The sequence below is a fragment of the Erwinia tracheiphila genome (assembly GCF_021365465.1).
In the GTDB taxonomy this organism is placed as follows: domain Bacteria; phylum Pseudomonadota; class Gammaproteobacteria; order Enterobacterales; family Enterobacteriaceae; genus Erwinia; species Erwinia tracheiphila.
In genome coordinates this window covers 403423-429483 of record NZ_CP089932.1, presented here as the reverse complement: position 1 = coordinate 429483, position 26061 = coordinate 403423, and the positions used below count along the sequence as shown (strand labels likewise).

The window sequence follows — 26061 nt, the reverse complement described above, 5'->3', positions numbered from 1 at the left end:
TTAGTGAATATTTCCTGAAAGATCTCTTTAATTTTTGCATCTCGTATTTATTTGAGTATTGAGTCTATAAAAAATGGAATGTTTTCCTCATTGAAATCCAGGGTGATTTCTTCTTGTTGTCGATTATCTCGCTTCATTCTTATAGCCGATGTTAAAGTAACATTACTATCTGCAAAAATAAAATCAAGATCACTTACTTCAAGAGAATTAATTAACTCTATAGCTTGATTATATTCTTCATTTCCAATCCCTTCCTTCCTATAACCACACCTTTTTCAATATCATCAACGCTTCCTTCCGGATTGTGTGTGGACAATTTATCCCACAGCAATTTTCCCGCAATGCCCGCCCCGGTCAGGGCCGCAGTGGCTCCGGCTGCAATGACCGGTTTATTTTTCAGGGCCTGCATATAAGACGTTGCCACGGGCACCGCTACTGCCCCCGTCATCACCAGGGGAAGCAAAGCATCCCCGCCACTCCGGCTTGTTGCTGCCGAGGATACCTGTGTTTCCGTTATGTCTGTGTGAACAGGTATGCTATCAGCCCCTTTCGTCAACGGTTCAGGATAATCGGTGGCATCACATTTTGTATTGAAATACGTGCTGGTAATAATATTTTCGTTTGTTTGCTGGCGGCTCTCAGTTTTACTGGTCGCACAATATAACAGGTCTGAAAGACCGCTTTCCTGCCGGAGTTTCTCCACAGCCAGATAATGTGTCTGTTCAGGTACAGAGATACGGGTATTTTTCCCGGACGCAGGAGCGGGCCTGTTCTGTACCGTCGCATGGGTGTAAGCCTCAGGACGGGCAGTTGAATTTGACGAGAATGCGGTGAGCCGTGGTGCTGAGGTGCCGGAAGCTGTGGCATCACATACATCTTCGGTCATTTCCATCTGCGTATCGACCTCAAAAGCGGGAGCGGGTTGTGATGTGCCGGTATTTTCCGGGATTGCTGTGCCGGATGGGAGACTGCCCGCCATATTTCCCAGCGCTGTCCAGTAATGACTGGCGCGGATAAAAATATTAGCCATAAAGGCCGGGACCTTCAGAACACCGCGCTGCGGGGGCCCTTCGTCTTTCATCCAGCGTCCTGCCACAATGGCCGTTATCGCAAGGGCTGTAAACAGGTGGGTGGATGTGTGATTTTCTTCGTTTCCCAGAAACTGCTGCAGAAAAGTCTCATCTGTCCACCCGGTAACGGTATCCCTGAGAAAGGATGCCAGCCGGGATACAATATTAATATTCTCAGGAAGGTAACAGGATGCCAGCCCGAGAGTATGCAGTACTGCAGTATCAATATTCCGTCGTTCAGTCACTGCGGTATACAGACTGTTTGCTGCGATAACGAGACTAGTCGGGGTGCCGGGAAGTATTTTAGAAAGGCAGGCAGAAAGCATTCTGCTCTCCCCGTATTCTCCCAGGGTACGAACAAGCTGCTGAACGCCGCGGCGACAGTCTTCCGTGAACGGAACCCGGGAATCTGCGGCTTCTCCGGCAGAAGATGACGGGGCAGTCTGATGTTCTTCATGAATGTCAAAGGCTTCAGCCCCCTCAAACCAGGCCTCTTCCATTTCAATGTGGTCGATGGCGTCAAACCAGATATCCTGGTCTTCCGGATTTGAACTATCCCTGGATACCCAGGATATATTGTTTGATGAGGTGGGGTTTGGTGGGTTTACAGGGGGCATAGGATTCCTTTCGTATTCGTAACTGGCTTTTAACCCCCTTTTTTATCATCATCAAAAAAAATTTCTGTTAGAAAATGACTTTATTTCTGTAGAGTGCCTGAATTCGGCATATCTGGGAACAACTGTACCTGTAGTGACGCACAATGATGATCACTACACCTACCCGGCAACTGGCGCCAGTCAGCGGTGAGGTATACCGGGAGCATCCCGATCAGATGAACCGACGACTGGTGGAACTCGATGACAAACATCAGTGCTGAAGGACAGCCCCTGGGCTGGTGATGAAATGAGAAATATGGAAAAAACGGGCACCTGGCATGGTGTGCTCTGGTCGCTACAATTTCAAGAAAAGTAACGGGGAACTTGATGTTGACGCCATGTCGTTGATGCTGGAAGCGCACGTGAAGCAACATTTCTGGCACGATACAGATAAGTGATCCCGTACTCGTCATTTTGGCTCTGTCGCGTTAACGGAGTGAAGATGATGAAATCTGCGCTGCCTGTTTTTCAGGCAGCCAGCAGATAAAATGGTTCTGCAGACGACAATCCTTCACCAACTGGATGATGAAGCTGTCCTTTACGGATCATGTTTACCAGTTCAATACCCGCAAGTATGGTCTGTGCCCGCCTGAATGATTTGAATCCCGGCATCGCCCGCGTCCGTCGTTTGATGTTCCGGTGAGCCTGCTCCACAAGGTTGTTCAGATATTTGTTCTGCCTGATAGTGATACTTTCCTCTGCGGGTTTGTCGGCATTGAGTGTGGTCCGCGCTGCCGTACTGGCACCAACTTTTATCGATGGTTATCATTTCCGGCTCACCGTGGTGGCGAACGGCCTTACGAAAGAAACACAGTGCTGCGGCGGCATCCCGTCTGGCAGTCAGCAGGAAATCAATGCTCTACCCTGTAATATCGACGGCCTGCTACAGGTATTTCCACTGCCCTCTGACTCTGATGTAGGTTTCGTCCATTCACCAGCGGCGACCCGTCGGGCGTTCAGGCAGTCGGAACGCCTTATCCAGCACCGGCACCAGGCGGATGACCCGGCGGTGAAGCGTGGAGTGATCAACAATAATGCCCCGCTCAACCATCATCTCTTCGAGGTTGCACAGGCTGAGTGAGTACGCCAGGTACCAGCGGACACACCGGGCGATAACATCAGTGGGGTAATGGAGGCGTCGGAAAGATTTTCGGATCAGGGACATAGTCGGCAACATTATAAAAAAACAGCATGTTACCTGCCCCCGGCTTAATGCGACAGAACCGATTATTTTGTATACTCGTCATGAGTAATCTATAATTATATCGATGAAAGGTGTAAACACTATGAAAATGAGTGAATATACGCTATTGAAGTCAGGATTAAACCATGCATACCTACAAAAATCGAATAACAAGCGCCGGGTTGATTAGGATAAGGAAGTTGATGAAATGACTATGGATTTTAGTAAAGATCGTCTTCTGGTATCGGGTTTTACGATGAAGGAATTACAGAAACTTCAGAATAATATCGATAACTTTGGCGGAACATTTGACGAAGTTATCAGCGATTTAGCCAAAAGATTTAAAATTTTTCTGTGGGTCCTTTGTTGTTGTGTTGCGTGTTTTTTGTTCCTTATTTATGAGACTGTAATTAAAATTGTGTAATTGCCTGTTTTTGATATGTTCACTCCAACAATGGAGACAGGCAAATTATGGACGAGAAGAAACTTAAGGCCCTTGCTGCTGAACTGGCCAAAGGCCTCAAAACTGAGGCCGGCCTTAATCAGTTTTCCCGCATGCTCACGAAGCTGACCGTTGAAACGGCACTCAATGCAGAACTGACTGACCACCTCGGGCATGAGAAAAATGCCCCTAAAACCGGCACCAATACCCGCAACGGCTACTCTTCGAAAACGCTGCTGTGCAACGACGGTGAAATCGGGCTAAACACGCCGCGCGACCGGGAAAATACCTTTGAACCTCAGCTGATTAAGAAGAATCAGACGCGTATCACGCAGATGGACAGCCAGATTTTATCCTTGTATGCCAAAGGCATGACCACGCGGGAAATCGTCGATACGTTCAAAGAGATGTACGATGCTGATGTGTCACCGCCCCTGATATCAAAAGTCACGGATGCCGTTAAAGAGCAGGTCGCCGAATGGCAGAATCGCCAGCTGGATGCGCTCTATCCCATTGTTTATCTGGACTGTATTGTTGTTAAGGTTCGTCAGAATGGCAGCGTGATTAACAAAGCGGTGTTCCTGGCACCGGGCATCAATACCGAAGGCCGGAAAGAGCTTCCGGGGATGTGGCTGGCTGAAAATGAAGGTGCAAAGTTCTGGCTGAACGTGCTGACGGAACTTAAAAATCGCGGCCTTCAGGACATCCTGATTGCCTGCGTGGATGGCCTGAAGGGCTTCCCGGATGCGATAAACAGCGTCTATCTGCAGACTCACATCCAGCTGTGCATCATCCACATGGTGCGTAACCGCCTGAAATACGTGGCGTGGAAGGACTACAAAGCGGTCACGGGCGGGCTGAAAACCGTTTATCAGGCACCAACAGAAGCGGCCGCACGGATGGCGCTGGCTGCGTTCGCCGAAGAATGGGATGACAAATATCCACAAATCAGCAAAAGCTGGCGTGCGCACGGGGAAAACCTCAATACGTTCTTCGGCTATCCGTCTGACATCCGAAAAGCTATCTACACCACGAATGCCATTGAGTCGCTGAACAGCGTGATCCGTGCCGCCATTAAGAAACGCAAGGTATTCCCGACGGATGACTCAGTGCGAAAGGTTATTTACCTGGCAATCCAGTCGGCATCGAAAAAATGGAGTATGCCGATCCAGAACTGTCGGCTGGCGATGAGCCGCTTTATTATTGAGTTCGGTGACCGCCTGAGCGTTCACCTTTGACGTGGTGGCAGTTACACAGAATTATTTACAGGGTCTTATTTATTCAAAGATTGATGACATCGGATATGCTTTTGGTGGTGGTATATCGTTACTTTTTGCTGTATGCATAATTGGATTTTCTCAACCACCAATCATTTCATTTAAATGCTGGCGGTTTTGTCGGGTAAATAAAATTTAGTTATTGTCTGTGCTGATAAGATCAAATATCACTTTGGCCTTAACCCCATATCCGGCTATCTTCATAGTTAGTTTTGGTTTACTCATGGTATTTACTTTCCTGTAAAAGTCACCAGGCAGGTAACGGAAAAGCCGCCATGCCTCCGGTCTTCTGGATAACCCAACTATACTGTAAATACTGGACGCCAGTGATATAGAGTTGTAGACCGCCAGTCCAGACTCAGGTTTGAAACCCATGAATTTTGCTATTTCCATCGTCTGATCTGCAATTATACTCTCTGATTTTGAATCGGAGATTTTCGACAGGTTTATTGTCTCTTTCGATATTTGATTTATTCCATCGGTAATAAGAATTGCGCCAGAAAGTATTCCAAGAGGGGTTCCTGTAGCTATCATCACCCCACCGCCGAAAATAGCCATTCCGGAAACAACAATCTTAACGGCACTGATTACATACCCGATAATTTTGTTATTTTCCCGGACGAACTCCACTTTGGCATAAAGTTTCGCCGCTTTCGTGCGCAGCATTCGACCCTGTTCTTCAAGATTTTCGGTCTCTGCCCTGAGGCTTTTTACACAGGCCATGCATTCTTCATCAGACTTTGCGCGTCATGCGGCTGCAAACTGCTGCTCAACAACCTCTTTTATTTCCTGGACAAACCTCATCCGGGTCAGACCATCCCGAAGATGGAAGGAGGACAACGTATTCGCTGTATTAATCAGCTTTCTGGCCTCGAGATTAACCATTTTTTTCGGCCCAGGCTTTATTTCTTCCGCCAGAGCGCATCATATCAAGCAATGCCGCATCCATTTTTTTCTCCCTGTATATTATTACATCGCCGATGATACCTCTTTATTTTCAACTGTAAACCGCCGTTTCAGCCGGAAATAAGTGGTTCTTGATATGCCTGTTTTTTCCGATACCACTTTAAATGGCAGTCCCTGTCAGATCAGCGCTGCGTTTGAGAAACGAACAATATTGTACGGTTGCGTTATGTTATCGCAGTAGTGTGTACTCCCGCGCTATACGCCGTTTTTCCGTGAATTTTTTCTAATCAGATAACCTAAATGCGATACAGATTAGTCGATAATTTAAAAGCGATAGCTACTTCCTATAAATCAATACTTTACGAGTGAAGTCGGTTAAATAATACGCTAAAAGTAGAATAATTTTCGATATCCAAACTGACCCCTGTATTGGCACCCAGCCGTTTGGCCTGTCCCATTGTTCACCGCTCTCCTTGACTGTGGAAAGCAGCCCACAGGGCGCGATCAGGTGTGAACGAAGCGCAGCAGCCGTGTCTGTCGCCTGTTCAAGGCTGGACATGCCGACATACAGCGGCGTCACCGCAGCAGCGGAGAACACCGCTTTTTGCCGCTCGCACCAGTTATAATCGCGATAAGGACGCGCGTCATTATCCCACAGATATTTATCGACGCTTGTACGACGACGCACCGCTTTCTGCTGAAACTGCTCTGCCGTGTGAGCATCATTGCGTCGTGCAGCGAGGCGCGCAATGGTTGGTTTCCAGCTTGTAGAGAAACGCATTCATGTCAATCGGGCACGATACGAGTGGTATGGATACTCTCAAGGCCGCGCTGAGTTTCTCACCGTTTCCACATCGTCAACCCAGGATTCATCACGCGGCGTGTCGCGATCATCACAATAAAGGTTCAGTACCGAGCCGCCTTCCAGCATAACCACATGGCGATACGCCTCATTGGGCACAAAGCGGTCGGCACCATCCAGAAAGCATATTCACACTTAAGCTGTTTTAAATAGCGGCGCACCGCGTTAACGCCACCCTTCTCAAAAAGCTCCACCATCAGGGCAAACACCGACTGCTGCGGGTGGCTGAGATAGTAGGTACGACTACCGTTCGGAATATGGCCCCAAGTATCAATTATCCACGCGAAGTTGTCCGCCATCTTTCTCAACAGGGAGGGTTGCCCTCCTGCGGCAACCCCTAACATACTGAAGCAGGAATCCCAGTAATACGCCTCACCAAAGCACCCTCAGGGCACCACGTAAGGTTCGGGCAGAGGTAATAACGAAGAGAATTCAGCCTGTTTTTCAGGTTGACGCGTTAATATCAGCCACAGCGAATCTATATGTTCCGCTATATTTTTTTCCGGGATCGGAAACATAGCGGCTGTCATGCACTTTCGGCAGATTAAAATGCTCAAGAACGAAATGTAGCAAATTAAAATCGTGCTGCTCACGCTGAATATAATAACGATATAAAATACGTTCAGGTTCATATTTAGGCGCGCAGTCAGCAAAGATCCGGGAAGCCTGAACGGCCTCAAAGAGATCCTGATAGCGGCCAGCGGGGGGTCAGAATATCGGAAGCAGGAAGGCCACGGATATTTTCAGGTCCCGCTCCAGCCACGCATTCCCACCTTGTTTCATCATCTTGATACCAGGCTTCATACTCGGTCAGGTTAATGTCAGCAGTCAGGTCGTTTCGTTCAGAAGCGATAAGAACCTCCAGATGCCAATAACATTCGATAATATCAACGTACAGATTTCAGAATAAGCGCTCAGTATAGTATCGTCATCTCACAATGCAACCCAATGATTTTATTGCTGGAGATGATATAATACTTCAGAAAATTAATATCTGAGACCGGGAAATGTCAGGTGGTAAGTTTTTTTAATTTCCAATTAACGTGCTTAATAAAATTCATTGCTCTGCGACAGTTATTTCTTAACGAAAAATATTTCACTTACCATTTACATTGATTTTAAACAGTCCGATACTTGCGCCGCCAGATGCGGCGAGCAGACTGCCCGGGCTGGGAAAAATAAGGTTATCTTATGTCGTGTTATTATCATAAGGAACTCTCGTAGCATCGATAGTAAATAAACCCGTGGCGTTGCACCCGGAAAATCTCACTGAAGAAGATGACAGTTTAGTTTTACCCGCTAATACAGATAATACGTCCATAAATAAAAGTTATATTACCCGTGGCACCCACAGATTTATGCATACCACTCTCGCGCTGTTCTGCGTCGGGTTTTCCACCTTTGCTGTACTTTATTGCATTCAGCCTATCCTTCCGGTTTTTTCAAGCAGCTTCCATCTCAACCCCGCACAAAGCAGCCTTTCCCTTTCAGTGACAACCGTGATGATGGTACTGGGTTTGCTGATCACCGGTCCGCTGTCAGACGCCATCGGGCGTAAATCGGTCATGTCCGTCTCACTGCTGCTGGCAGCGCTTTTCACGCTGATATAAGCGGCGATGCGCGCCCTGGCCGGGCTGGCACTCAGCGGCGTGGCAGCGGTGGCCATGACCTAGCTCAGTGAAGAGGTCCATCCGGTGTTTCTATCCTTTTCGATGGACTTGAATATCAGTGGCAACTCAATTGGCGGGCTGACGGGCCGCCTGTCCAGAGGAATACTGGGCGGACCATTTCTCGTGGAATGTGTCACTTATGATAGTCGGCCTGTTTGCACTTGCCGCCGCAGAGGCTGTTTTTCCGTTTATTATCGGCTTCGCAATATTTTCGGTCCAGTTCGCTGCGGCCACGTAACTTCCTGATCAACTTTATGTTTCAGTGGCGGGATATGGGTCCACCCATGCTATTCATAGTCGGCTTCATTTTGATGGGCAGCTTCGTTTTCTGGCTGCCCCTTTTTCTCTCAGCCAGACCGTCGTCGGTTTGCTGTCGGTGGTCTATCTGACTGGTACGTACAATTCAACGCGTGCTGGCGAGATGACTGCCCGTCATGGTCGTGGCTACTGATGGGCACACTCTGTTTGATGCTGCCCGGCCTGCTTACCACCCAGTTCACTACCTTGATTCTGGTGCTGCCAGGACTGATGCTGTTTGCTACGTTTTTTTGCCGCCCATTCGGTTGCCAGTAGCTGGGTCGGCCAGCGTGCCAGAGGAGAGGCGTCTTCACTTTATCTGTTCTTTTACTATCTGGGGTTCCAGCGTCGCAGGCACGCTGGGCGACACCTTCTGGGCTGGTTCCGGCTGGTCTGGCGTATCGGCTTTTATTGCCGTGATGCTGGCAGCGGCCCTGCTGCTCGCTAATCAGCTACGTAAGATCCCGGTACTGGTGAAGAAAGTTCGATGAACCTGCAGAGCGGCACAGGATGCTGCTCTGTATCTGCACCACGCGAATGATTTACTTCCCTTTGATCAACCCTTACTCTGTCGCCTTTCCGATCACCTGACGTTCCCGCCCGGAGCCGCCATGAGCGACCTAGAAAATCTGCACGCGATGATTATTTTCGCCAAAGTGGTGGAAACGCTGAGTTATACCGAAGCAGCCAGGTTACTGGGGCTGTCCAAGTCATCGGTCAGTAAAACGATTTCCGCACTTGAGGTGCGCTTTGGCACAACGCTTTTGCAACGCACTACCCGCAAGATCGTCGTGACCGATGTGGGCATGACATGGTATCACTATTGCGCACGTATTCTCAGCGAGGTGAAAAATGCCGACCTGTTTATCCGCCAGTTGCACGAAGAGTCCACCGGCAGCCTGCGTCTGGTTGCACCAGTAACCTTCGGCTGCCAGTGCATTGTCCCGGTGCTGAGTAAGTTTATTGCCAGCAACCTGCACGTCAGTGTCGATCTTGATCTCACTGATCGGCAGGTCAATCTGGTCGACGACAATATTGACCTGGCCATCGTGGTGCGCCGCGAGCGCCCGGAACACAGTTACTGCCAGCCGCTGATCGATATCAGCTGGGGGCTATATGCCTCACCTGATTATCTGGGAAAAATGCCTGCTATCAGCAGTCCCGATGATCTGCCGTGCCATGATTTCATTCTGTTTCGCGGCCCGGCTCACACCCTCTTCCTGCCGTTTCGTAAAGAAAAACAAAAACGGAATATCGACGTGCGCAGCCGCTTTCGCGCCAACAACAGCACCGCGCTGGTGAATTCCGCCATTGCCTGTATCGGCATTGCCTACCTCCCTGACTACAGCGCGCAGGAGGCGGTTAAAGCAGGCAAGCTGGTTCGCATCCTGCCAGAATGGCAGATGGATCTTTTTCAGTCGTGGATTTTAAGCAGGGACGACAGCATTGTTTCGCCGCGCATCAGGCTGTTTGTTGAAGCCTTGCAGAAGGCGTTACAGCAGAAATAACAGAGGGCGGAACAGCTTCCGCCCTCTGTTTATTAATAGTAATTACCGTGGCGGTAATCCCAGGTGGTAAAGGTGTCTGACAGTATTGACATGATTTTGTCCATGTCCAGACCTTTACGGATCAGCACCGGGCAAGGCGTAATATCACGCTGGCCTTTCTGCTCGGGTACCAGCTTACCGCTCTCATCAACCATCGCCACCATCACACCCTGCTCGTAACGGGTTTTCTCGGACTCATTAGGCTGGATAGATTTCACGTAGTCATTCGCTTCAATAATCAGATCAGCCTGCGATTCAATGCGCTCACCGATGCCTTCAACCAGACCGCGGTTACCTTTCCCTGAGGGATTGGCCGAGCTGGCAAAGGAAAATTTACCGTGCTTCTCCCACAGCTCTTTTGCTAGTTTTTCACCGGGGATACCAAATTTAATAACAAAGCAGCTGGTCTGGCGGCGATCCATCATCAGATCTTTAGAACCATCCTCAGGGATACGCGCAACGGCCTCTTCTTTCCACGGCAGAATGCAGCCCAGCAGCACATCCTTGTCCCAGTGCTGCTGATACAGGGATTCGATTTCAGGATTCAGCTGCGCCAGCTCTTTCAACTGCTCCAGTGAGCCACACAGCACCACGCCCGGCTTGTTGCGGTTACGCTGCTTGGCATCAAATTTGCGCTCCAGCCCTTTTGCATCCGAAGTCATAATGATATAGCCTACTTTCGTTGGACAAACAATCATGCCGCCGTCGGCTGACAGGATATTAACCGCTTCTGGCTGTAAGCCACCGTTCCAGTGAATCGTCTTGTTACTCATAATTGTACCTTGCCTTAAAGGATTAACGTATGGTTCAGGGGTCAGACTGCCAGCCCTTGATAGCCAATGGCAACCATCCTAACCTGATAGCTTTTTTAAGCAACAATAAAGCTTCACATAACTTAATTGTTTCCTACATGAAACAAATGTTGCCGCTGGTTTAAAATCGGGCGCTTTTCTTTTTACTTTGTGAACCACGCAATAAAGCATCCAGCATGCTTTAATAACTAAAAGTGCAGAGACTGCCTGAACGCATGATGGGGCCAGCTGCGTGATTTCGTCTGGCACCACAGGAAGCGGCGCATAGCGAAATGAATATGTCACTGTCCGCACGGGAGAAAGATATGGGGGCGCGTCGGTTCTGTTACTTCTCCGACACTGGATTTTCCGCCACGGGGGGCACTGATACCACCGGGCTGAACAGGCGAAGTCGGTTTTCCGCCGGATGTGGACGACCAAAGTAATATCCCTGAAACAGCGTGCAGCCTTCGCTTTTCAATTGTTCATACTGTTCGCTGTTCTCCACTCCTTCAGCGGTAATCTGAATATCCAGGCTGCGGCTCATGCCGGTAATCGTGCGAATAATCGCCAGCGCCTCACGGCTGTCCTTCATATCATTAATAAAGGACTTATCTATTTTGATCTTATCGAAGGGAAAGGAACGCAGATAACTGAGCGAAGAGTAACCGGTGCCAAAGTCATCCAGCACGATACGCACGCCCATTTTCTTCAATTCCTGCAGAGTACAGATATTATACAGCAAGACTGATTCGGTAATTTCCACTTCCAGTCGGTGAGGCGGCAACCCGGAATTTCTTAACGCTTCTTCCACGACCGACACCAGAGAACTGTTCTTAAATTGCAACGGCGAGAGATTAACCGCCACACTCTGCTGTTCCGGCCAGGCTTCGGCCTCGCGGCAGGCCTCAAACAGGGCATAAGCGCCCAGTGCGTGGATCAGACCGGTTTCCTCAGCAACGGGGATAAAATTGATCGGCATGATTATCCCCCTGACCGGATGATGCCAGCGCATCAGCGCTTCATAACTGATAATCTCACGGCCACGATCTTCGGTAATCGGCTGATAGTAAAGCTTAAGATGGTGGTCCGTTATCGCTTCGCGCAGGTCTGTTTCGATCATCCGCCGCTTGCTGGCTGCCTCGCCCATTGCCTAGGTGAAATGCTCAAGCCGGTTACGTCCGTTACGCTTGCCTTAATAAAGTGCCATATCCGCGCGCCGTAACAGTTCATCCAGCGCGGCATATTGCTGGCGCCAATCGCGATACCAACGCTTAGTCCAACTGAAAGGGCGAGCCCATCAATATGGAAAGGCGGCTGAATAACATCAATTAACTTTTGTGCAAGATTTTCAGCCTGCGTGGCGCTGTCAAGCGCGGGCAAAACGACAGAAAACTCATCCCCTCCGAGCCGTGCCAGCGTATCCTGTTCATGGACGACACTACATAATCGGCGGGAAACGGCCCGAAGCAGGCCATCACCCACCTGATGGCCCAGCGCATCATTCACGTTCTTGAAGTTATCCAAATCCAGACAAAGCACCGCCGTAAGCTGGTTCGAATCCAGGTCATGGCGCAGGGCTTCTTTCAGAAGCTGATTGAACAACGCACGGTTAGGCAGGCCAGTAAGATTGTCATAATGTGCCATGTGATGAATGCGCGCATCGGCAGTGCGCTGATCTGTCACATCGTCGGCAATCAACAGGATATAGTCGCTGCGCACATCATTGCCACGAATGATAGACACCGAAACATGAATGATTTTCTCGCCCCCGCAGGTGGCCAGCAGCTGTTCTCCCTGGGTAATACCGCCGCTGCGCTGTTGCCTCCAGCTGCGCAAAATAGCGCCCCACTTCAGGCGTGGTGCAGTCGGTCAGTTTTTTCCCTCTGCTTTGTGCTTGCCGGATACCCAATAATTTTTCCGCTTTGCTGTTAACCAGCAACATTTCCTGAGACACCAGATCTTCCACAATCACGCAAGAAGGGATATTGACAATGATGGTATCAAGAAAGCCAGAAAGCGAGGCCATGCGTGTACTGTTCTGTTCGGCACGTTCTTTTGCCAGCAAAATTTCCTGTTCGTATTCGTGAAATTCGGTGCAATCGCGGGTGATTTTTGCATACCCAATCAGCTGGCCATCATCATTATGCACCGCATCAATCACCACATACGCCCAGAAAGCACTGCCATCTTTACGATAACGCCAGCCTTCAACTTCATAGCGGCCCGTGCCTTGCGCGATGTGCAATCCATGCTGCGTCAGACCTCTGGCCTGATCTTCAGCGCTATAAAAACAGGCGAAGTTTTTGCCGATAATCTCGTGGGGCTTATAGCCTTTAGTTCGTTCTGCACCGGCATTCCAGTTTGCTACAGTGCCGTCCGGTTCCAGCATATAAATGGCGTAATCAACCACGCTTTGCACAAGTAAGCGGTACATCTCATCACGTTTGTTTTTCATTTTTTCCGCCTTAGGGGGGCTGTCACCACGCAAAAGATGGCTGTTACGTATAAAGAACCCCTTATGGGTCGTTGCTATCACAACCTTTCAACAGCAGGTTGTGCGATTTCCTGGACGGCCGCAGGATCAAAAAAATCATTAACGGATAACGCTTCTTCGGTTATCGGCCTGTTGGAAATAATATTCAGGATTAATTTTTCGAAGAAACGGTGAGAAGAGGAAAATAGTGCTGTATTCAGACGCTAATGATTAGCATCCGTCGAAAAAATTACTGAAAAATTTGGTCGTGACGCAGATTTATTGATAATGATGAAGAGTAAGATACCAACCGATGATCTTATCGTGCATTTCCTCTGACTTCGAAAAGCAAATTGTTCTGCGGGTCAGTCGTTTGATATGTGTGCGAAGATTAAGATTATGCCGTTCTGTCCGTTGGGTATATTTCTTGCTCACCACGTGGCCTGTTGCACTTAACCGAACTTTATAAACCGGCCACGCATCTGTCATATAAAAGGCAAGGTTAAATTTGCTTAACAGGGCCAGCAATCGTCGCAGGGTCGGGGCATTTCTCGGGCCGAAGACGTGGGCCAGAGCACGTTTGCGGATACGGTCATAAGCATAGAACAACCACCGGGGATTGCTTTTACACCGCACGTAAGGCCATTGTTCACCGGCTTCACAGCAGATAACAACCTCCGTTTCGGGGTCGATATTCTCAGCTACCTGCTTTGGGGAAATTTTTTTACGTGCCGCAGAACCGTATTGAGGCTGATACCGAGAACCCGTGGGGTATCGCGACATCCGTAACCATTCATGGCCATATTAACAATGGTCTGGTGTGTGTCTGGTTTGGCACCGGAGTAGCTAAAATTGAGCAGAAAGGTCTTTGAACAATGCTTGCAGATGTAACGTTGGGCGCCGGATGCTGAATGTCCGTTACATCGTACAGCATGAGTTTCATTGCACTGAGGGCAGACGACATCAACTTTAGCCATATATTACATCCAAAGCGCAAAGCATACGTGATCAGCAAGTCTGCGTCACGACCAAAAATTTGGATTTAATATCTCTTCAGCACTGTAAATACAGCATCACTTATTTTGCTCACTGATACCCCAGCTATTAGAATTATTATTTTTCAGTTATAAGGATTTAACTTATGGTGACGTAACGTTGCTGACGATTTAACTTCAGGCATAGTGGTTTCCTTAACTGAGTATTTATCTGGCCACCAGATCATATTTTAGAAACAAGATAATATTATATTCTTCATATAGTTAATCTTATTTATACTCATCATAAATTATCGCCATCTGATATATAAGACTCTCATCTGGCTACACCGCCGCCAATTGGTTCAGGCCACCGCTTTTTCTGGATGCAAATAAGAGACAACTCACCGTTGAAGAAAGAGATCATACTCAATACGCTGGGGTTTCACACCATCTGTTTTTAATCACTAACCAAAAATATTATCACCTGTGCAAACACCGATTAATGGCCGCGTTAGTTTGTCTCACCGACATATCAGACCAATTGACTATGCCATGCACTTGTCAGAAAAAAACATAAATGTTACAAACAGTCCCAAATGACACCTGTTGATACAACCGCATCAAGATCATTAACACTTTATCGCGTTATATGAATACGTTATCGGTGTGGAGCGACTATGTTTAAATCCTTTTTCCCAAGACCTGGGTTGTTTTTTGGCAGCGCTGCCGTCTGGTGCTTGATGGCCGTATTGTTGTGGTTTGAAGGCGGCAAAACCTGGTTATCCCATTTTTCAGCGTTTACACATCCTGCGCCGCTCCCGAACAATGCCCTGCGTTTTATCGCACCAGGGGAAATGGCTTTCTACCTGTATTATTTTGCCGCCTTTTTACTGTTTGCCGGTTTCTGGCGGTGGTTTAGTCCTCATCCCTGGCAACGCTGGTCAGTCGCAGGTTCAGCGCTGATTATTTTTGCCACCTGGTTTTCGGTTCAGGTAGGCGTGGCGGTCAACGCCTGGTACGATCCTTTTTATAATCTGGTTCAACAGGCGATGGGCCACCCCAACACCGTGAAGATTGATGCTTTCTACACTCAGCTGAAAGAATTTCTAAGTATTGCGCTGACAGGCGTGGTGATTGATGTACTGAATATGTTCTTTATCAGCCACTACGTTTTCCGCTGGCGTACGGCAATGAACCATTACTATATGGCGCACTGGCCTGAACTACGTGGGGTTGAAGGTGCCTCCCAACGAGTCCAGGAAGACACCATGCGTTTCTCTTCCACACTTGAGGATATGGGCGTTAGCTTTATTAATGCGATCATGACCCTGATTGCCTTTTTACCCGTACTGGTTACCCTGTCGGTGCATGTCAAAAGCGTGCCGATCCTTGGGACAATTCCTTATGCCCTGGTCATTGCTGCCGTGCTCTGGTCATTACTGGGTACCGGCATGCTGGCAGCAATTGGTATCAGACTACCCGGACTGTCATTTCGGAATCAGCGGGTGGAAGCGGCTTACCGAAAAGAACTGGTCTATGGCGAAGACGATGCACGGCGGGCCACTCCCCCGACCGTGAAAGACCTGTTCAACAACGTGCGTAAAAATTACTTCCGCCTGTATTTCCACTATCTCTACTTCAATATCGCCCGAATTCTTTATCTGCAGCTCGACGTCGTGTTCAGCATTATTGTGTTGCTCCCCTCCATTATCACTGGCGCCATTACACTGGGGCTGATGACGCAGATTACTAATGTGTTCGATCAGGTGCGCGGCTCTTTTCAATATTTGATTAACTCGTGGTCAACGCTGGTAGAACTGCTGTCCATTTATAAACGTTTACGTACCTTTGAGCAGCGGATAAACACTACCGTGTAACATCACCGTCAGCACACACGTATTGAAAGGAGCATTATCCTGCCATCGAATCACCACGCTACAGCGCGGTAAACGCTGGCATCAGCGCATCGATCATTGTCCGGTGCCCTGGTCTGGCACCACCGTAGTATTGCATACGTTCCAGCCCCCAGCAGAACCCTTCCGCCAGCGATACGCCCTGCTGCAACGTCTGGCCCGCCGCCGTGAACATAATCGACAAAAGTACACCACCTGGCCCGCCCATCACCAACCCGCATCAGCAACTGGTGCAGGTCATTGAGGAGCAGCGTTTTGTCCCGCAGCGCCTGCTGTATTTTTCCCGCGCCAGGAGCGAAAGTGAACCCCGCATCACCATCCGCGACTTTGGCATCTAACTGATTCAACTAGTTTTCCAGTACCAATGAGGTTCGGCGGATGGTCTCCACGACATTGGCAACGCTGCTGTTTTCCGACGGCATACCACGCGGCAGAATCGGGATCTTTTTTCCTTCAGTCACCTGGGCGAATTGCAAAGCAATCGGCATTTGCCAACCGCTGGCCTCGACAGGTGAGCACAGCATCTCCTTAAAATAATCGGATAAAGCCAGTATGGAGAGCGAGAACCCTTTCATGTCCAAAGCGCTGACCAGGGTTGCCGGAGCAATGAGCTGCTGTACGTTATGGCCTAAGGGCGAATGCAATACTTCACGCGCCAGTACCCCCATTTCCAGTGACGAAAAACCACCAAGATTGTTGATCAGCAGCACGACTTCACGATCTTTGTCATGTGCCTGCAGTTTTTCACTTAACAGGGTGACAATCTGCTGACTGCTTTGTGTGCCCAGCGTTGTGACTCCCGGCTCACCGTGAATGCCCATACCGGGTTCACTTCGCCCTGGTTTCACCTGTTGATCACCCGGCAGATGACAGGATGAGAAAGCAACGCCGATGCTGGATGTCGCCTCAATTACCGCTCTGGCCGCGTTCGCCACCTCCTGCAATGATTTTACCTCCGCCGCAGCATAACCGACAATTTTGTGTACCAGTGCCGTTCCGGCGATACCACGGGGCTGAGGATTATCCGACAAAACGATATCATCGCTTACCGTGACCCATTCCACGCTATAGCCAAGTGCTCTGGCTTTTTCCGCCGCCAGTCCAAAATTAAGGCTATCGCCCGTGTAATTTTTCACGATCAGCAGACATCCTTTATCGCCGCTGACGTTAATGATGGCGGTAAGAATCGCATCCACGCCGGGTGAAGCAAAAATATCGCCACACACTGCGGTGGTCAGCATCCCTTTTCCCACAAACCCGGTATGAGCCGGCTCATGCCCGGGCCTCCCACGGAAATCAGTGCAACCTCCTGTTTATTCCAGTCGTTGCGCACAACAATACGCATAGCCGGCCTGACATTCAGCAGGCTGATATTATGGTAGCGACTGCTGAGAATCGCGCCTTCAATGGCTTCATTAACCAAATGACTTTTCTTATTTCATAAAAAATGGACTCATGATGCTGGCTCTCAGTCGTTACAGGGATAAAAATAGGAATAACATTTACTTCAGATGTATTTATCATAGCGGGTGACGCGGACTTACTGCGGCCCGCTGGGAAAAATGTGATGGGGTTTTCAATATATTTAAATTAAGACAATATCTGAACAGAAACTGCAACAGGCATAACATTAATTATATTTAATTTACCTGAATGCCCGATAAAAAATATGATTTCTACTCACAGCAGCATGTTATGAAAAACCTTAAAAGAAAGCAGGGTTAACAGGGCGATTAAAACAGCATTTATCTTATTTTAACATTATATTGCCATAAGTAATTGCAGGAATAATGACATTTATTATAAAGTCGAATCACTGCTTAAAATGAATGTAATGAATAAGGTTATTTCGCCTGAGCATTCCGATAAAAACTTTAATATTAAGGAAAAATAAATAAAAACAGCATTATTTTAGCACCAAAAATAGTTATATTTTTTGCTTACGTCACCACCAGGGCGTTACTCCAGGCAGGTCGCAAGACCTGCTTTTTTTTATTTTTCATCCATCATCAAAACACGATAATTAACGAAATACATTAATAGTGTCCACCAGCCGCGTCGCCTGATTAGCCATCAGCACCGATACCTATATGCCCTCTTCCATTCGTGCTGTATTTTTATGCGTGATGCTATCAAGTTCTTCTATTGCTACGCTGACTTCACCCAACGCACGGCCCTGCCCGGCTGTGGCGGTACTGATTTGTGCAATCAGTGAGGTCACATTTTTTACTTCACTGGCAATATTTTCCACGGTTGAACCCGCATCATTAACGTGACGGCTACCTGATTGCACTTTGCTGACACGGGTGTCGATCAGCTGCTTAATCTCATTGGCCGCTGCAGCACTCCGCCGGGCCAGACCACGCACTTCCCCTGCCACCACGGCAAAGCCTTTGCCCTGTTCCACAGCTCTGGCAGCCTCTACGGCAGCATTTAATGCCAGAATATTGGTTTGAAATGCGATGGTATCGATAACATCGGTAATATTGGTAATTTTCTTCGGATTTTCAGTAAGTTTGGCCATTACATTTACCATGTCCTGCATCATCCTGCCGCCCTCCATTGCCGCATCGCGGGTGCAGGCAGAGAGACTGTTCATCTGCTGTGCTGTGTCGGTGTTACTTTTCACCACGGCGGTCATTTCATTCATGGTTGAGGCCGTTCGCTGCACATTGGCCGCGGCCTGTTCCGCATGGTGACTCAGTTCGCTGTTACCCCTGGCAATTGCGTCACTGGCCTTGAGTACACTGACGGCCTGTCCGCTGATATCATCCACCAACCAGCGAAACATCAGACCCAGCTGCGCTATCGCACGCAGAGTGGTCTCCATCTCATCGACTCTGTCTGGTCAACAGTGTGCCTTTCACCTGTTGCAACCTGTAACTCAAGCAATGCAGACACGGCCAACAGCGCTATCATCAGCCCGACAATTATCATTCCAAGGGCTGTACCCGTTATCCCCATGGCGCAGCCGCATGGTTTTAGCTAGGGTAGCCCGGCGCATTATACCTGTGCGTACCAGCCCCCTTTGTGAAAACGCCAGTCTTTTCGTTTACCCTCTTTAAAATCGCGATACAACACCTCGACCTGCTGAATCTCCTGCTGACCGGGCCGGGTGCGAACGGACATATATCCCTGAATCGTACCGCTGCGTATCACCGGTACGGCATTCGCCCGCACCCAATAATGATCACCATTCTTGCGGCGGTTTTTTTACCAGAGCGGACCAGGGCTCCCCCTGCTGCAATGTCGACCATATATCCGCAAAAGCTTCCCCGGGCATGTCCGGGTGGCGCATGATATTGTGAGGCTGACCATTCAGCTCGTTCTGTGTGAAACCGCTGATGGCGATGAAGGCATCATTTGCGTAGGTGATATGGCTGTTAATGTCGGTGGTAGATATCAATGTGGCCTGTTCGTCAAACACACACTCCTGTTGTGTAACGGGTAAATTGGTGCGCATTTTAAGCGTCCTTGATGCGATTGCCTGAATTGACAGCACATGAATAATTCATGGTTCTACAGTTTTCGGCGAATATGCAACGATTTTTAGAGCAGTACCCAGTTAATATCTCAATAGCCTTAAGTCAGAAATAACAAGGCCTGTGACTATTTATCAGGCAGAAAAGACAAAAATACCCTTGAAACAATCAAGTCATTATTAATTTAACTTTAATGAGGCTTTGTGCTTTGCGAGGAGAGGATCCCGGCTCACGCCGGGATCGGTATAACCGGGGGTAAGTTTCAGAAAGAATCAGGAAGCGGTGCGCCTGAGCTTCGCTTCGTAAGCTCTCGCCTTGTCATTATCAAACTGATTTTCCCACTTGGCGATAACCAACACTGCTAGCGCATTACCCACCACGTTGAGTGCAGTACGGGCCATATCCATAATACGGTCAACGCCAGCGATAAATGCCAGCCCTTCCAGCGGAATACCGACGCTACCCAGCGTCGCCAGCAGGACAACAAAGGAAACACCTGGTACGCCAGCAATCCCTTTTGACGTCACCATCAACGTCAGGACCAGCACGATTTCCTGGCTAATTGAAAGGTTAATGCCATACAGCTGGGCAATGAAAATCGCCGCGATGCTCTGATAAAGTGTGGAACCGTCAAGATTAAATGAGTAGCCGGTAGGCACAACAAAGCTGGTAATGGAAATTGGCGCACCATAGGCTTCCATCTTCTCCATAATACGCGGCAGTACCGTTTCCGAGCTGGACGTGGAGTAGGACAGGATCAACTCATCTTTCAGAATGTGCATCAGGGTGGTGATTCGCAGATTGCATATACGGGCTACGATACCCAGCACCACAAAGGCGAACAACAGGATAGCGGCATAAACCAGCAGCACCAGCTTGGCCAGCGGCCATAGTGAGGCGAAGCCAAAGTTGGCAATGGTCACTGCTATCAGCGCAAACACCCCAACCGGCGCATAACGCATAATCATATGCGTCACCTTGAACATGGTTTCAGAGGTGGAGCGGAATACATTCAGCAAGGGTTCACGCTGTTCAGACGGCAGAGAAGACAGCGCAAGGCCAAACAGCACGGAGAAAAAGATAATCGGCAGCATGTCGCCCCTGGCCAGCGTCGCAAAAATATTCTGCGGGATCAGCGACAAAATGGTGGCAACCAGGCTGTGTGTACCGCTCTCAACCTGAACAGTGGTGGCTTCATATTTAGAGATGTCCACCGTTGCCAGCGTTGACATATCAATGCCGTAACCAGGCTGGAACACATTTGCCAGGGTAATCCCTATTACAATGGCAATGGTGGTAATCACTTCGAAATAGATGATAGTTTTGAGGCCAATACGCCCGAGTTTTTTTGCGTCACCTACGCCGGCGATACCGACAACAAGCGTAGAGATGACAATGGGTACCACAATCATCTTGATCAGATGAATAAAGATATCACCGGCAGGACTCAGAATGTTAGTGATTAACCATTCACGTTCAGAAGGTTCATTATGCAGTATCGCCCCAACGACAATCCCCAGCACCAATGCCGTCAATATTTGCCAGGCAAGGCTAAATTTTACAGCTTTCATCATATTCTTTTCCTTTATAAAATCCGTTTCCCGCATAATGAATTACTCTCAGGGAGGGCAGGCCGAAACCGGCTAATTCGCGGATAATGGATGGTTAATGACTAATTTTAAGTCTCCTGTATCTACCATTTTATCAGGCAAAAATGCAAGCCCATGTAATGTAAAGCTTAAATAGTCTTTATTCACAGGATAAAAATCCAGAATTCTTAACAAGGACTAATTTTTAGTTATAATTGGCAATATTTTACTTTTATTTCGCATATTTATGCAATAAGTGCTTTACTTTCCTGCTCACAAATAAGATTTGATTGATTTTTGATCTGCTGTATTTCTGTGCATTACCAGCGGCTGCATGAAAATAGCAAACGCTCTCCTCCCGAAGATAGCTCGCGTGTTGCATGACGTGATCCGAGACGCAAAAAGGAAACAAAGGCAGCCTGCTCGCTGTATTTAACCTTTGACTGACATATCATCAACAACTTCAAGGAGATCTGCCATGAGTCTACTACACCGTCATCCTGTCCCCGCCAATATTGCGGAAAACACGCTGGTCAATGCACAACAGTACGCATCCATGTATCAACAGTCCGTTCAGGACCCCGATGGGTTTTGGGGCGAACAGGGAAAAATTCTCGACTGGATCAAACCTTACTCCACGGTGAAAAATACCTCTTTTGCACCGGGTAATATTGCTATCCGCTGGTTTGAGGACGGTACGCTAAATCTTGCCGCTAACTGCCTCGATCGACATTTGCTTGCTCGCGGTGAATGTCCCGCACTCATTTGGGAAGGTGACGATGCCAACGAAAGCAAAACCCTGACCTTTCGCGAACTGCATCACGACGTCTGTCGCTTTGCCAACGCCCTGATCTCAATAGGCATTGGTAAAGGTGACGTGGTGGCTATTTATATGCCGATGGTGCCGGAAGCCGCCGTGGCGATGCTGGCCTGCGCGCGTATTGGCGCAGTTCACTCCGTGATCTTCGGCGGCTTTTCGCCAGAGGCGGTGGCCGGACGGATTATTGACTCCAGCGCGAAGCTGGTCATAACAGCGGATGAAGGCGTACGCGCAGGGCGAACTATTCCGCTGAAAAAGAATGTCGATGACGCGCTGGCGAACCCGGACGTAAAAACCATTACCAACGTGGTCGTGTTTCGCCGCACCGGAAACGAAACGGGCTGGCAGTCCGGCAGGGACATCTGGTGGCACGAGCTACTGAACAGTGCCAGCACCGACCACCAGCCAGAGGAGATGAACGCCGAAGACCCGCTGTTTATCCTGTATACCTCCGGCTCCACGGGAAAACCCAAAGGAGTGCTGCATACCACGGGCGGCTACCTGGTGTATGCTGCCGTGACATTTAAATATGTCTTTGATTATCATCCTGAAGATATTTACTGGTGCACGGCTGATGTCGGCTGGATCACCGGTCACAGCTATCTCCTCTATGGACCGCTGGCCTGTGGTGCCACCACGTTAATGTTTGAAGGCGTGCCCAACTGGCCAAAACCAAGCCGCATGGCCGAAGTGGTGGATAAACACCGCGTTACCCTGCTTTATACCGCACCTACTGCTATCCGTGCGCTTATGGCAGAAGGCGATAAAGCCATTGCCGGAACAGACCGCTCCAGCCTGCGTATCATGGGTTCCGTTGGCGAGCCCATTAATCCTGAAGCCTGGAAGTGGTACTACAATAAAATCGGTAACGGTCGTTGCCCGATCGTGGATACCTGGTGGCAGACGGAAACCGGTGGCTTTATGATCGCACCGCTACCTGGTGCAACGGAGCTGAAGGCAGGCTCGGCCACCCGGCCCTTTTTCGGCGTTCAGCCTGCGTTAGTCGATAACGAAGGTCATCCGCTGGAGGGTGCCAACGAAGGTAATCTGGTGATTGCCGATTCCTGGCCGGGACAGGCACGCACGCTGTTTGGCGATCATGAGCGCTTTGAACAAACCTACTTTTCAACCTTCAGTAATATGTACTTCAGTGGCGACGGCGCACGACGTGACGAAGAGGGGTATTACTGGATCACCGGGCGTGTGGATGATGTGCTGAATGTTTCCGGCCACCGTCTGGGGACGGCTGAAATTGAGTCCGCGCTGATTTCTCACCGCAAAATTGCGGAAGCCGCAGTAGTCGGCATTCCTCACGCTATTAAAGGACAGGCAATTTACGCCTACATCACGCTGAACAGCGGTGAAGAACCTTCACCTGAGCTGTACACTGAAGTTCGTCACTGGGTGAGAAAAGAAATTGGCGCGATTGCCACCCCGGATGTGCTGCACTGGACCGATTCGTTGCCCAAAACCCGCTCGGGAAAAATTATGCGCCGCATTCTGCGAAAAATCGCGGCGGGTGAGACCAGTAACCTCGGAGATACCTCCACGCTTGCTGACCCGGGCGTTGTAGAAAAACTGCTGGAAGAAAAACAGGCCATCAACCTGTCCTGACAGCAAATGCGGCAGTCACACCGAAAAAAAAGATCAGGGCGGAATCATCATCCGCCCTGAGCCTTAGAAATGTAGCGACGCGCCCACGTAAGGGCCATCTGCCAGCACGTTATCTTTACGCCCGTTTTTACCGTTCAGCGCCATATACTGATAACCCACATGCACGTCGACCAGTGAAATCGGCTGGAAACTGACGCCTGCAGAAGCTTCCTGATAATTATCAATATGGCTGGAGAACGTATCCGGCGAATAATAATACTGACCGTAAACATTAAACATATTCGTGACCGGCACGCTGGTACCCAGACCAACGGCAACAGCGTAACCATCTTTGCTGTTGCGTGGATTAGTGGAAATTACCTTCGCGCCTGGCGTCAAAAACACATCGCCTAACACCACGTTGTAGCCCATCCCGACGCTGCCCATGCTACCGTCATGGTCACTGCGCAACCAGTTACCGGTCAGTGCAAACCCCGGAGAAGTGTTACCCAACCCGGCATGCAGATTGGTGTATTGACGGCCCACATCCACGCCACCTTCAATTGCCTGCGCCGATCCTGCCAGCACCAGCAGCGCCAGAACGCCTGCGGTAGTTGCCACTGCTTTCATTTTATTCTCCTGATAAATAAACTCACGCCTTTCTTTCATCGGCGACCAGGCCGAGAGTAAACCATCACCAGACGGAATAACATGAGATCAGGACTTATTTACTTAATCTTATAATTGCGGAGATAACATAATATCGCTCAGGCGTCTACTCACAGAATATGGCCAATAAACGGAGCCATTACTACTGCCACCACACCGGAAAACATCATGGACAGACTGGCCCCCCCCTTGTATGTAATAGCAATGTGGTGGTTAGCTACCACCACATGAAGCGGAGTGAGCCAGTCCCCTTCCTAAAGGTATAAACCGGTACGGCAAAGGCCAGTGTCGCCGGGCCAGGCAGCCACAATAGCCAGCGGCTTTCACTGATATAGTTTTGCCAGGAAATATGCGCTATCACCAACAACGCCACCAGCACCCTCGTCGTCATTACCAGCGGCATGAAGATAAGACGATGCCAGCAGCGATAAAGCCGTTTATTGAGGCAATAGATCAGCAGCGTGGCAAAAAGGCACCGCACGCCGATACTCAGGCCATTCATGGGTATTGTCCTGCTTACGCGCGGCAGCTGTGAATAGTTGACTATCGCGACCACCGCAGGAATAGCATTTCTGCCATCAGCCAGCGCGAGCGTCCCTAACCCAGTTAAACGGTAACGCACCCGTGACAATCATCGTCAGCAACAGGAGCAGCCCGACAACATTGGCGGGCAGCGGCAAATGCAGCCAGTCAACCAACTGTTGGGTAAAGACAAAAAAAGCAATATAAAACATAGCCTGTAGCGGAACCTGAACACGTTGCAGCAGGCTGCAACGCTGTGAGCGCATCAACGATAGCATCATTATTTTTCCTGGATAAGTGCATAAGCAGAGTATAAAGCGGTAACCGGGCGTGAAAAAAATGACTTAATATCATTCAAACTCTGCAAAACAGGAATAGTTATGGACGTCCGGGCGCTACGTTATTTTGTGGAAGTAGTTCGCCAGCAGAGCTTTACCCGTGCGGCAGAACAGCTTTATGTTACCCAACCCACTATCAGCAAGATGCCAAAGCAGCTGGAAGATGAGCTGGGCTGTACGCTGCTTATCCGCTAGGGGCCTGACAGACACCGGCCAGGCGCTGTACCCGCGCGGCATGACGATTCTGCAAGAGTTTAAGCAACTGGAAGCTGAAATCAGTGACATCAACGAGTTAAAGAATGGCGAACTGCGGCTGGGCATTCCCCCTATGGTAGGGATGCAAATTGCCAATTCGATTTCCGCATTCCGCCAGCGCAACCCCGGTGTGGTACTGAGAATTTCCGAATTTAGCGGGCTGACCGTGCAAAGGCAGTGCTGTCAGGAAGTCTGGACATTGCTTTGACCGCATTATCCATGGCTGACGATCTGCCGCCCAATGCCCTTCCGCTAATGAGTCATCCTTCATGTGTGATGGTACCGCGCACCACGGAATGGCTACGACGCAGTCATATTCCCATTGCCGAATTGGTTGGGCAGCTAATTCTGATTTACAACGAAGAGTTTTCTCTGAATCGTCAGCTCATGCGCGCTTTTCAAGCCAGCGGGTTTACGCCACAGATTGCCGTGCGAAGCGGGCAGTGTTTCTGGCGGCGATGGTACAGGCGAGAATGGGCGTGGCGATTTTACCAGAACCGATCTGCCAGCGACTGGGCAAAGGCAAGCTGCTGTGGCTTCCGCTGGAATCGGATTTGATATGGAAGCTGGGTCTGATCTGGCGTGAAGGAAGCTATCTTTCCAAAAGTGCTCAGGCATGGATTGCCTGCTACCGCGAGTTCTGGCCGGGAGAAACATCCACGCTAAAGCACTTAAAAACCCACTCTCCCTGATAACAACGTTGAGCGTCCTGTTTGCTTTGCCGGA

At 49.3% G+C, this 26061-nt stretch carries 15 protein-coding genes and 8 pseudogenes; 7 read left to right on the top strand and 16 right to left on the bottom strand.

What is annotated here, in order from left to right; genetic code table 11:
- Positions 1–217 precede the first annotated feature (217 nt).
- Together LU633_RS02120 and LU633_RS02115 are read right to left on the bottom strand one after the other, a co-directional pair.
- Complete coding sequence (locus tag LU633_RS02120) at positions 218–1687, bottom strand: hypothetical protein (protein WP_051124358.1); 1470 nt, start codon at positions 1685–1687, stop codon at positions 218–220.
- Positions 1688–2194: 507 nt separating this feature from the next.
- Positions 2195–2891 (bottom strand): annotated as a pseudogene (locus tag LU633_RS02115) (IS6 family transposase).
- A 489-nt stretch (positions 2892–3380) separates the two neighbouring features.
- Here LU633_RS02115 and LU633_RS02110 point away from each other — a divergent pair.
- On the top strand, positions 3381–4589 hold the full coding sequence (locus tag LU633_RS02110) for an IS256 family transposase (RefSeq protein WP_046372161.1): 1209 nt from the start codon (positions 3381–3383) through the stop codon (positions 4587–4589).
- 174 nt (positions 4590–4763) lie between these two features.
- Here LU633_RS02110 and LU633_RS02105 read toward each other — a convergent pair.
- The 3 genes and pseudogenes from LU633_RS02105 to LU633_RS02095 form a co-directional block, all read right to left on the bottom strand.
- A pseudogene (locus tag LU633_RS02105) lies at positions 4764–5577 on the bottom strand (DUF4225 domain-containing protein).
- Between the two features lie 294 nt (positions 5578–5871).
- Positions 5872–6315, bottom strand: a complete 444-nt coding sequence (locus LU633_RS02100) for a trehalase family glycosidase (protein ID WP_051124360.1) — start codon at positions 6313–6315, stop codon at positions 5872–5874.
- A gap of 125 nt (positions 6316–6440) precedes the next feature.
- Complete coding sequence (locus tag LU633_RS02095; protein ID WP_071598895.1) at positions 6441–6740, bottom strand: trehalase family glycosidase; 300 nt, start codon at positions 6738–6740, stop codon at positions 6441–6443.
- 906 nt (positions 6741–7646) lie between these two features.
- On the opposite strand from LU633_RS02095, the pseudogene LU633_RS02090 reads away from it, so the two are divergent.
- Together LU633_RS02090 and LU633_RS02085 are read left to right on the top strand one after the other, a co-directional pair.
- Positions 7647–8854 (top strand): annotated as a pseudogene (locus LU633_RS02090) (MFS transporter).
- A gap of 120 nt (positions 8855–8974) precedes the next feature.
- A complete protein-coding gene (locus LU633_RS02085) occupies positions 8975–9871 on the top strand; it encodes a LysR family transcriptional regulator (protein WP_020322952.1) in 897 nt (298 codons plus the stop codon).
- Between the two features lie 32 nt (positions 9872–9903).
- Here LU633_RS02085 and LU633_RS02080 read toward each other — a convergent pair whose 3' ends face one another.
- The 3 genes and pseudogenes from LU633_RS02080 to LU633_RS02070 all read right to left on the bottom strand — a co-directional run bounded on the left by LU633_RS02080 (position 9904) and on the right by LU633_RS02070 (position 14154).
- Entirely contained in the window at positions 9904–10683 is a 780-nt protein-coding gene (locus LU633_RS02080) for an L-threonylcarbamoyladenylate synthase (protein WP_020322953.1), read from the bottom strand.
- A 364-nt stretch (positions 10684–11047) separates the two neighbouring features.
- Positions 11048–13156 (bottom strand): annotated as a pseudogene (locus LU633_RS02075) (EAL domain-containing protein); the annotation flags it as partial.
- 300 nt (positions 13157–13456) lie between these two features.
- A protein-coding gene (locus LU633_RS02070; RefSeq protein ID WP_233481984.1) for an IS1 family transposase occupies positions 13457–14154 on the bottom strand; the annotation gives its coding sequence in 2 pieces (ribosomal slippage) (positions 13457–13905 and positions 13905–14154; 699 coding nt in all).
- 677 nt (positions 14155–14831) lie between these two features.
- Here LU633_RS02070 and sbmA point away from each other — a divergent pair.
- Positions 14832–16031 carry a peptide antibiotic transporter SbmA gene (gene sbmA / locus LU633_RS02065; protein ID WP_020322954.1) on the top strand — a complete coding sequence of 400 codons (1200 nt, stop codon included), beginning with the start codon at positions 14832–14834 and terminating at the stop codon, positions 16029–16031.
- Between the two features lie 58 nt (positions 16032–16089).
- Here the strand turns inward: sbmA and LU633_RS02060 are convergent, their stop codons facing one another.
- Entirely contained in the window at positions 16090–16242 is a 153-nt protein-coding gene (locus LU633_RS02060; protein ID WP_020322955.1) for a DAK2 domain-containing protein, read from the bottom strand.
- Here LU633_RS02060 and LU633_RS02055 point away from each other — a divergent pair.
- Complete coding sequence (locus LU633_RS02055) at positions 16235–16405, top strand: hypothetical protein (RefSeq protein ID WP_232426839.1); 171 nt, start codon at positions 16235–16237, stop codon at positions 16403–16405. The two genes, LU633_RS02060 and LU633_RS02055, sit on opposite strands and share 8 nt — an antisense overlap.
- Before the next feature lie 9 nt (positions 16406–16414).
- On the opposite strand, the gene LU633_RS02050 is transcribed toward LU633_RS02055, so the two are convergent.
- The 4 genes and pseudogenes from LU633_RS02050 to gltP all read right to left on the bottom strand — a co-directional run bounded on the left by LU633_RS02050 (position 16415) and on the right by gltP (position 21120).
- Entirely contained in the window at positions 16415–17308 is an 894-nt protein-coding gene (locus LU633_RS02050) for a dihydroxyacetone kinase subunit DhaK (RefSeq protein WP_051124364.1), read from the bottom strand.
- Complete coding sequence (locus LU633_RS02045) at positions 17302–17490, bottom strand: hypothetical protein (RefSeq protein ID WP_051124365.1); 189 nt, start codon at positions 17488–17490, stop codon at positions 17302–17304. Before LU633_RS02045 ends, LU633_RS02050 begins: the two co-directional genes overlap by 7 nt.
- 600 nt (positions 17491–18090) lie before the next feature.
- A pseudogene (locus LU633_RS25875) lies at positions 18091–19530 on the bottom strand (methyl-accepting chemotaxis protein).
- A 291-nt stretch (positions 19531–19821) separates the two neighbouring features.
- Positions 19822–21120 (bottom strand): glutamate/aspartate:proton symporter GltP, encoded by a 1299-nt coding sequence (gene gltP, locus LU633_RS02030; protein ID WP_020322961.1) that lies wholly within the window; start codon positions 21118–21120, stop codon positions 19822–19824.
- 496 nt (positions 21121–21616) lie between these two features.
- On the opposite strand from gltP, the gene acs reads away from it, so the two are divergent.
- Complete coding sequence (gene acs / locus LU633_RS02025) at positions 21617–23572, top strand: acetate--CoA ligase (protein ID WP_020322963.1); 1956 nt, start codon at positions 21617–21619, stop codon at positions 23570–23572.
- Between the two features lie 63 nt (positions 23573–23635).
- On the opposite strand, the gene LU633_RS02020 is transcribed toward acs, so the two are convergent.
- The 3 genes and pseudogenes from LU633_RS02020 to LU633_RS02010 all read right to left on the bottom strand — a co-directional run.
- Positions 23636–24181: a YfaZ family outer membrane protein gene (locus LU633_RS02020; RefSeq protein ID WP_040465519.1), complete on the bottom strand. Its 546-nt coding sequence runs from the start codon at positions 24179–24181 to the stop codon at positions 23636–23638.
- 301 nt (positions 24182–24482) lie between these two features.
- Positions 24483–24722, bottom strand: a pseudogene (locus tag LU633_RS02015) (LrgB family protein); the annotation flags it as partial.
- 24 nt (positions 24723–24746) lie between these two features.
- A pseudogene (locus tag LU633_RS02010) lies at positions 24747–25020 on the bottom strand (CidA/LrgA family protein); the annotation flags it as partial.
- Positions 25021–25122: 102 nt separating this feature from the next.
- Here LU633_RS02010 and LU633_RS02005 point away from each other — a divergent pair.
- A pseudogene (locus LU633_RS02005) lies at positions 25123–26027 on the top strand (LysR family transcriptional regulator).
- The last annotated feature ends 34 nt before the right edge of the window (positions 26028–26061 follow it).

Excerpts from the sequence above, each read along its gene's own strand:
- LU633_RS02120 (WP_051124358.1), bottom strand. The coding sequence starts at position 1,687 with ATGCCCCCTGTAAACCCACCAAACCCCACCTCATCAAACAATATATCC.
- LU633_RS02110 (WP_046372161.1), top strand. The coding sequence starts at position 3,381 with ATGGACGAGAAGAAACTTAAGGCCCTTGCTGCTGAACTGGCCAAAGGC.
- LU633_RS02100 (WP_051124360.1), bottom strand. The coding sequence starts at position 6,315 with ATGCGTTTCTCTACAAGCTGGAAACCAACCATTGCGCGCCTCGCTGCA.
- LU633_RS02095 (WP_071598895.1), bottom strand. The coding sequence starts at position 6,740 with ATGTTAGGGGTTGCCGCAGGAGGGCAACCCTCCCTGTTGAGAAAGATG.
- LU633_RS02085 (WP_020322952.1), top strand. The coding sequence starts at position 8,975 with ATGAGCGACCTAGAAAATCTGCACGCGATGATTATTTTCGCCAAAGTG.
- LU633_RS02080 (WP_020322953.1), bottom strand. The coding sequence starts at position 10,683 with ATGAGTAACAAGACGATTCACTGGAACGGTGGCTTACAGCCAGAAGCG.
- sbmA (WP_020322954.1), top strand. The coding sequence starts at position 14,832 with ATGTTTAAATCCTTTTTCCCAAGACCTGGGTTGTTTTTTGGCAGCGCT.
- LU633_RS02060 (WP_020322955.1), bottom strand. The coding sequence starts at position 16,242 with ATGTTCACGGCGGCGGGCCAGACGTTGCAGCAGGGCGTATCGCTGGCG.
- LU633_RS02050 (WP_051124364.1), bottom strand. The coding sequence starts at position 17,308 with ATGCTGACCACCGCAGTGTGTGGCGATATTTTTGCTTCACCCGGCGTG.
- gltP (WP_020322961.1), bottom strand. The coding sequence starts at position 21,120 with ATGAAAGCTGTAAAATTTAGCCTTGCCTGGCAAATATTGACGGCATTG.
- acs (WP_020322963.1), top strand. The coding sequence starts at position 21,617 with ATGAGTCTACTACACCGTCATCCTGTCCCCGCCAATATTGCGGAAAAC.
- LU633_RS02020 (WP_040465519.1), bottom strand. The coding sequence starts at position 24,181 with ATGAAAGCAGTGGCAACTACCGCAGGCGTTCTGGCGCTGCTGGTGCTG.